Origin of the sequence: Clostridium sp. ZBS2 (assembly GCF_023845855.1) — a bacterium.
GTDB classification, from domain to species: Bacteria; Bacillota; Clostridia; order Clostridiales; family Clostridiaceae; genus Clostridium; species Clostridium aquiflavi.
The window spans coordinates 1-530 of sequence record NZ_JAMQIF010000110.1 but is presented as its reverse complement, the minus strand read 5'-3'; the positions used below and the strand labels follow the sequence as shown (position 1 = coordinate 530).

Sequence of the window (530 nt, the reverse complement as noted above, 5' to 3'; positions counted from 1 at the left end):
AAGAAAGAAAAATAGAAAAAAAAATTGATAGAAAAAAAGAAAAAAGAAATTGAGATAAAAAAGGTGGTAGAAAAGGTGGAAAAGGTGAAAGTAAAAAAAATATAAAAAAATATAAAATAGGTTGTGGTAATTGGAAAAGAAGTTAAGTTTATGAAAAAGAAAAAAAAAAAAAAAAAAAAAAAAAAAAAAGAGATGAAAAAAAAAAAAAAAAAAAAAAAAAAAAAAAAAATAAAGAAAACAAAAGAATTTCCATTAAAAAAAAGAAAAAAAAATAATGTTGAAGTAGTTTAACACCAAAAACAAAAAAAAATAAATTAAGATTTTGTTGTAAAAAAAAAAGAAAAAAAAAAAAATAAAAAATAATAAAAAAATAAAAAAATTAAAAATGATGTAGAAAAAAATAATAAATAAAATATAAAAATATTTATATAAAAAAAAAATTTTTAAAAGAAAAAAAAAAAAAATTAAAAAAAAAAAAAAAAAGAAAAAAAAAAAAAAAAGGAAGGAAAAATAAAAAAAGGTAGATCGGG

The 530-nt window shown here is 13.4% G+C and carries 1 protein-coding gene; it reads left to right on the top strand.

Annotated features, from left to right (window positions below):
• Positions 1 to 150 precede the first annotated feature (150 nt).
• Positions 151 to 291 carry a hypothetical protein gene (locus NG918_RS17240; RefSeq protein WP_252227167.1) on the top strand — a complete coding sequence of 47 codons (141 nt, stop codon included), beginning with the start codon at positions 151 to 153 and terminating at the stop codon, positions 289 to 291.
• The last annotated feature ends 239 nt before the right edge of the window (positions 292 to 530 follow it).

Excerpts from the sequence above, each read along its gene's own strand:
- NG918_RS17240 (WP_252227167.1), top strand. The coding sequence starts at position 151 with ATGAAAAAGAAAAAAAAAAAAAAAAAAAAAAAAAAAAAAGAGATGAAA.